Source organism: Pseudomonas sp. S60 (assembly GCF_016647865.1).
GTDB classification, from domain to species: domain Bacteria; phylum Pseudomonadota; class Gammaproteobacteria; order Pseudomonadales; family Pseudomonadaceae; genus Aquipseudomonas; species Aquipseudomonas parafulva.
The window spans coordinates 1-6,654 of record NZ_JACVVH010000091.1; the positions used below are offsets into that span (position 1 = coordinate 1).

At 53.3% G+C, this 6,654-nt stretch carries 8 protein-coding genes; all 8 read left to right on the plus strand.

Annotated elements, in window-relative coordinates; all coding sequences use genetic code 11:
- A partial coding sequence (locus IAE33_RS24155) for a type VI secretion system Vgr family protein (RefSeq protein ID WP_201165709.1) occupies positions 1-1,381 on the plus strand: 1,381 nt, incomplete at its 5' end.
- A 14-nt stretch (positions 1,382-1,395) separates the two neighbouring features.
- Entirely contained in the window at positions 1,396-2,751 is a 1,356-nt protein-coding gene (locus IAE33_RS24160; protein ID WP_201165710.1) for a DUF2169 family type VI secretion system accessory protein, read from the plus strand.
- A gap of 1 nt (position 2,752) precedes the next feature.
- Positions 2,753-3,109, plus strand: a complete 357-nt coding sequence (locus IAE33_RS24165) for a DUF4150 domain-containing protein (protein WP_028634790.1) — start codon at positions 2,753-2,755, stop codon at positions 3,107-3,109.
- A gap of 4 nt (positions 3,110-3,113) precedes the next feature.
- The gene (locus IAE33_RS24170) at positions 3,114-4,334 is read left to right on the plus strand and encodes a DNA/RNA non-specific endonuclease (protein ID WP_201165711.1); all 1,221 of its coding nucleotides are present in this window, start codon (positions 3,114-3,116) and stop codon (positions 4,332-4,334) included.
- A gap of 11 nt (positions 4,335-4,345) precedes the next feature.
- Complete coding sequence (locus IAE33_RS24175; RefSeq protein ID WP_201165712.1) at positions 4,346-4,810, plus strand: hypothetical protein; 465 nt, start codon at positions 4,346-4,348, stop codon at positions 4,808-4,810.
- A gap of 96 nt (positions 4,811-4,906) precedes the next feature.
- A complete protein-coding gene (locus tag IAE33_RS25050) occupies positions 4,907-5,074 on the plus strand; it encodes a GAD-like domain-containing protein (RefSeq protein WP_201165713.1) in 168 nt (55 codons plus the stop codon).
- Between the two features lie 117 nt (positions 5,075-5,191).
- Positions 5,192-5,749 (plus strand): T6SS immunity protein Tdi1 domain-containing protein, encoded by a 558-nt coding sequence (locus tag IAE33_RS24185; RefSeq protein ID WP_201165714.1) that lies wholly within the window; start codon positions 5,192-5,194, stop codon positions 5,747-5,749.
- An 8-nt stretch (positions 5,750-5,757) separates the two neighbouring features.
- On the plus strand, positions 5,758-6,207 hold the full coding sequence (locus IAE33_RS24190) for a hypothetical protein (RefSeq protein ID WP_201165715.1): 450 nt from the start codon (positions 5,758-5,760) through the stop codon (positions 6,205-6,207).
- Positions 6,208-6,654: the final 447 nt, after the last annotated feature.

Below are 6,654 nucleotides of genomic sequence, written 5' to 3' on the forward strand. Positions count from 1 at the left end.
GCCCTGCCTTCGCCGCTTGCGCTACAGCGAGCAGGTACGCACTGCCCGCCAGGTGCAACGCGACTACACCTTCACCAACCCCGCCTACCGCCAGGAGCACAGAGCCGCCGGACCCTTCCTGGAACACCAGTCCATAGACTACGAATACTTCGATTACCCAGGTCGTTACAAACGCGATGCGGTCGGCAAGCCGTTCACCGAAAACCGCATTACTGCGCTGCGCCACGATGTACGTGTTGCCGAAGTTGAGGGTGACGATGTTCGCCTGCAACCGGGCCTTAGCTTCACCCTGACAGGGCACCCGCGCGATGACCTCAATGCGCATTGGCGGGTGAAAGCGGTTACCCATAAGGGCCACCAGTTCACCAGCCTGCAGGAAGAAGCCTGCGGCGTCGATGTGAGCACGCGCTACGAGCAAACCGCCCTGCTGATCCCAGGCCGGACCGAATGGCGCCCTGCCCCTCTGCCAAAACCACGCGTTGACGGCCCGCACATGGCTACCGTGGTTGGCCCGAAGGAAGAAGAAATCTATTGCGATGAGTGGGGCCGGGTGAAGGTCAGCTTTCCCTGGGACCGCGAAAGCCAGAACAACGAGTTCAGTTCCTGCTGGGTGAGGGTTTCACAAGCCTGGGCGGGTGGCAGCTGGGGCGCAATGGCAATCCCGCGGATCGGCCAGGACGTGATCATCCAGTACGTCAATGGTGATCCCGACCAACCGATGATCACCGGGCGCACCTATTGCGGCGATCAGCTGCCGCCGTATGACCTGCCCGGCCACAAGACCCGCATGACCATCAAGAGCCAGACACATAAGGGGGATGGATATAACGAGTTGCGTTTCGAAGATGAGCTGGGTCGGCAAGAGGTGTTCATCCATGCCGAGAAGGACCAGAACAACGTCGTCAAGCACAACGAAACCACCTTCGTCGGCAATGACCGCAGTGAACGCGTCGATCATAACGAGACGATTTCCATTGGTGACCACCGTACTGAAGACGTGGGCAAGAACGAGACCATCAGTATTGGTGCCAACCGCAGCGTGACCATCGGTGCCAACAAGACCGAAACCATCGCATTGGCCAAGGCGGAGACCATCGGCCTCGCCAAGGCCCTGACGATTGGGGCGGGTTACCAAGTCAGCGTTGGCGCAGCCATGAACACGACGGTCGGGCTTAGCCAGAGCGAACAGGTGGGCGTTCATAAGTCGGTCATCGTCGGCAACACGTTCAGCATCACCGCAGGTGACGAACTCAGCATCACAGTGGGCAAGTCATCGCTGGTGATGAAATCCGACGGCACCGTGCTGATCAACGGCAGCAACTTTGACTTCAGTGCCACAGGGCCTGTGCAAATCAACGGCAAGGATGTCGATATCAACTGAAGGGGTAACCCAAGATGGAGTTTCGCAACCTGACGCCGTTTGACGTCATGTGCTTTAGCGCGCTTGCGCCTGACGGTCAGGAACATCCTGTCATCGCCATGAAAGTCGGGTATCGGCTTGAGCCGATTGAGGGCTGTCCTGGCCGACTCCGGGCCGCTGTCATCGATGATGAACCACTGCCGCTGTGCATGGCCGACACTTACTATGCAGGGATTGGCAGCAGCTCCGTACTCGAAGAGAGCGACCTGGCGCCCTTCAAACCACGCTGCGATGTCATCGTCGTCGGCCATTCCCATGCGCCAGCAGGGCAACCTGCGACTACGTGGGAAGCCGGCATCCGTGTTACATCGACTCGTCCCAAGCAAATAATCCCTGATCCGCCACCCCCACAGCGGGCGCCGAATGTTTACCTCACCGCCGATGAACTGCAGGCGCACCAAGCACGAATACTTGAGGTGCGACAACGCAACAGAGAGCAACTCACACCGCGCGTGTTGTTGGACAAGACACTGCGCTTCACCGGTCCACGAGAGTTTCATCACAACTTCTTCGGCTGGCACCTCACCGACCCAGCGCCTGCCACACGCGTTCCTCTACGCTGGGAACATGCGTTTGGAGGCGCCAGCCAGTTTGCCAATCCTGATTATGGGCATAACCCCGAAGCGCCTGAATTCCTGCTCAATGAAGTCTGCTTCAGTAATCCGCTGGGCTGTGGCTGGCTGGAACAACGCCATGAAAAGCTGCATTACGAGCAGACCGGCGAAAAGCTCGCCAGCCTGCCTGCGCCTCAGCTCGAGCATTTGGACGAGCCCATCGAGCGCCTGCTGCGCTCGCGGCATCCAGCCGGCCCGCTAGATGCCGCTGCCATGGCGGAGGTGGCGGCCTCCTATGGCTGCAGCCCGGCCGGCTTTGGCATCGTTGGCCGCGCTTGGGCACCACGCTTGGCACTTGCTGGCACTTATGACGAAAACTGGGAAGACAATCACTGGCCAGGTCTGCCACAAGATTTCGATTTCGGCTACTGGAACGGCGCCCCAGTTGACCAGCAGGTAGCGTTTCCTACACCCGATGCTCGCGTTGCCCTATTCAACCTGGTTGATCCATCCCTGAGCCAGGATGGGCACTGTGAAGTCCAGCTTCCAGGCCATCGCCCCTTCGTGCTCATGCGCATGGCCAACGGCGTGATGCTGCCACTACCAATGCTCACCGACACACTGCGCGTCGATACCGATGCCATGACCCTGTCGATGACCCACCGTATCAGCCTGTCCAATTCGCTTGGTATTCGCGTGCTCGAAGCGCGTTTCGAAACCGATCCCGACGCTCCCATCGTTCGGCGCGCCCCACACCGCAGCAGGGAGCACGTCTGATATGGCCGATAACGTAATGGCTCGGCAACAGGCGAAATGGACGGTCATCAGCATCGCCCCCGACGTGTGCAAAACGCCGATGGGCAGCAGCGTTCCACCCGTTCCTTATCCGGTCACGGCAGAGCTGGACACGAGCACGGGGGTGGCGAAAAGCGTGCGCGCCAATGGCCATCCGGTCGTCGTGTACAAGCGTAGTTTCACACCCACGACCATCGGTGACGCTGCTGGCAAGGCCAAAGGCGTCAAGAGCGGTACTGTCGAGGGCAAATGCCACCCGCTGGAACACAGTAGTTCCGTGCGTGCGGAGGGGCATCACCTGGTTCGCCATGGGGATCTGTTCTGGATGAACGGGAGCTGATGCGATGAGTCAGCAGCCCATTCAACTGGACCCATTGGTCGTTCAGGTACGCGAAGTGCCGCTGCGTAAGCTATCCGGCGGGCCAGACAAGATGTTCGTGCAGACCGACGGTGCAGGCAACGTACTGGTCGACTTCGCCGATGGCGCCCATGAGTGGGGCAAATCCCTGGCGCTGGATGACACGCAGTATGAGGCCCTGCGGCAGGAAGCGTTTCGCAGGGAACTGGCGGACCTGGAGGACATACCGGCCTACCGTGAGCTCTACCCTTCGCCGCGAAGCGGTGGCGCGACCACCACGCCCAATGGCAATACGCTGGGTCGGGTAAATGGTGAAACGCCGGCTTCTGGTAAAGCCGCCAATGACGCCAACCCTCAAGTCGAAAGCGAATCACCGGCAGAAGGCCTTACCGGCGATGAGATACTCGATGGTATTCAGCTGGGGCTGGATATCTTTGGCCTGATTCCGGTGGTGGGCGAGATCGCCGACGTTGCCAATGCAGGCATCAGCCTTGCTCGGGGTGATTATGCAGGGGCTGCCCTGTCCTTGCTCTCGGCTATTCCCCTTGTGGGTTATGCTGGCACTGCGGGCAAGGTCGTGCGGCATACGACTAAGGCAACGGCGGAAGCTTCGGCCAAGACCGCGAAAGAGATAGCCGAACGCTCAGCTAAAGAAACAGCAGAGAGGACTGCAAGGGAAGGCTCAGAGCAAGTTACTAAGCGTGTTGATGAAATACCTTACAGAAAAAAAGATGGCGCTAAAATAAATGAGCGTGTCGTCCGCGATGGTTCACACCTTGGGCCAAATGGGAGACCAAAGCCCAACAGCAGATACAAGACTGGAGAGCACGAATATATTTATGAAACCGATAGCCTAGGTCGAATCAAAGAAGTAACAGCCAACGACTTGAAATTGACCAGCCGGGAAAAACGGTTGCCACACAACTCTAATTCACCAGAAAAAATGAGTGGCGATCATGCAGGACACTTGATCGGAGATAGATTCGGTGGATCCCCTAAACTGGACAACATCGTAAGCCAAACAGCCTCCACCAATACCGGATCATACAAAAGGCTTGAAAATGAGTGGGCAAAAGCAATAAAAAATGGTAAAAAAGTCTCTGTAAAGATCACCCCAAATTACTCAGGATCATCATCAAGACCAAATAGTCTAACCATCACACAAGTTATCGACGGAAAAACTAAAAGAGTCAGACTGAAAAATTAGGAGACACAATCATGGCAAAAATCTTTGAAGACCATCTTTCCGAGATTCAAGCAGAAATGGTCAGCATCGCACTAGAATATGTCGAACACAGGGCCGATGAAATTTACATCTACGCCGCAAATGAAGACGGAATTACTGCATTCGACGTCCTCTACAAAATAAACGGAATTGCAGTAGAAAAAGAAAACATAAATAGCGCCTTGAAAGCAGGAGAACCCAAGTATGACACATCAGTAAACAGAATGAATTCCATGCTGGACATAGGCCTCGACGACCTAGAGGCTTTAGAGGAAAAATGTAACGAGTTCAACCAAGAAATACCTAGCGAAATGCTCATCCACTACGTCGTAGAAAGCAATAAAATGCGAGCGAAGATCAGATACGAAAAAATTTTTTCCGAAGATCCAGAACTAACACCAGGGGACATATTCGACTCTTGGGCTCAAAATATAATTCAAGGTAATCCAGCATTTTAGCTCAATCAACGACATCAGCATCGGCACAAAAATCCAATCTGTGCTGATAATGAATCAGGGCGACATGGAGAGCCTGTCAGAAAAGGGAGGATAGAAATGCGAGACGAAGACTTTTCAGAATTTATCGAGTGTTTCGGAGAGCCCACTCACCGCACTCTAGTTTCAGAGAGCGGCTTTGAAAAATGGAAAAATCTCCTCCCTCCTGTATTGCTTGAATACTGGAGGAATGAAGAGTGGTCAAGCTACGCAGACGGACTGATCTGAATAGTAAATTCACATGATTTCGAACACCTTAAAAATACTTGGCTACAAGGCACCCCACTAGAATCTTTAGATAAATTTCATGTCATAGCGCTGAAGCGCATTCGGAAATTTATATCTATGCGGGGGAAAACCGGACGAAGCGTCACAATTATTTGCAAGCAGAGCGAAATTCTCGCTCTAAAAAAAAATCGCTTAAAGCCCAAGATTCTTGACGCACAAAACATTACGATACAGTCACTAATTGGCTCTAGCGATCCAGAGGATTTTAACATCCAAGATTCGAATGGAAAATTGCTCTTTAACAGCGCCCTGAGGAAGTATGGCCCTTTGGAGCCGGATGAGTTGTACGGATTCGAGCCCGCGCTAGTACTTGGCGGGTACCCGACCTTGGAGAATTTGCGGCGTCTGAAGCTGGATCAACATTTGTTAATCCTCCGCAGCTTTGAAACACCAACCCTGCCCTTCTCCAGCACTGACCTTGAAAAATCTAAAAAAGATGCAGCAGACCTTGCCAACTCTGCGCGTAGAGACGTAGAAGCGATGCTCAAGAAAATCGATGAATATGACGCAGATGGAGGATGTAAAAAAGCCTACATGAAGGCTGCGAAAAGGGTACTCAAAGACAACGATTGGTTTGACAAGAAGCTCGAAGACATCATTAATCTAGGACTATGAGGCCAAATATGCAACACCATCAATACTTGGGAATCTATTACGGTGAAGCCAAGCTTGGGGATTTACTGAAGTCACTCAACATCTATGAGCAACCAATCCTTGCGCGCGGGGAAACAGACACCTACCTCTCAAAAGAAACTGCTGGAATTGAGCTGACGTTTTCAGACTCGGAAACGCTTAAATCGCCCGAGCGGGACTACCCGGACGGAGCACTCGTATTAGTAAACATACGGTACTACGGCAAACAGATAGGTCAATTCTCCATCTACCAAGGCGTATTGCCTTACGGCATAAAATTCGGCCTAAAAAAAGCAGCACTCCTCACATTACTTGGTGAGCCGGAATGGAAAAATCCGCAGGAAAGCCGTTTACGCTGGATACGCGAAAACCACAGGGTTCATGTAACACTAAGCCATAACGAAGAGGTAGCTGTAGTCTCCGTGGGGCTTCCACTTTAGAGACCCAATAATCATATAAAATACAGACCTGCAAAAACAAGGTACGGATTATGAAGGCTTCGGACTTGACATCACTTTTTGGTATAGCCAGTGATGACGAACGTGTTATTCGACTTTTTAAAAAGCTAAACACCCTACGCCGCCCATGTTAGCCAGACAGCTACTTCGGGAGAAGTCACGAGGGAGCTGTGCTTTTACTTGCCAGCCCATCAATAGCGAACGTGCCACAACTTGCCATCCGCACACTTACGCCGAGTAAAAGACCATCACTATCCCCGAGGCTGTAATCCTTGCGGCTAGTTGGACCGGAATGGCATTGACTGAAACGAAAAAAGACGCCTAAGCGTCTATTTTCAAGGTCTTACAGAACTCAATCGAACTCTGCAGACCCATATTTGGAGCGGGAAACGAGACTCGAACTCGCGACCCCGACCTTGGCAAGGTCGT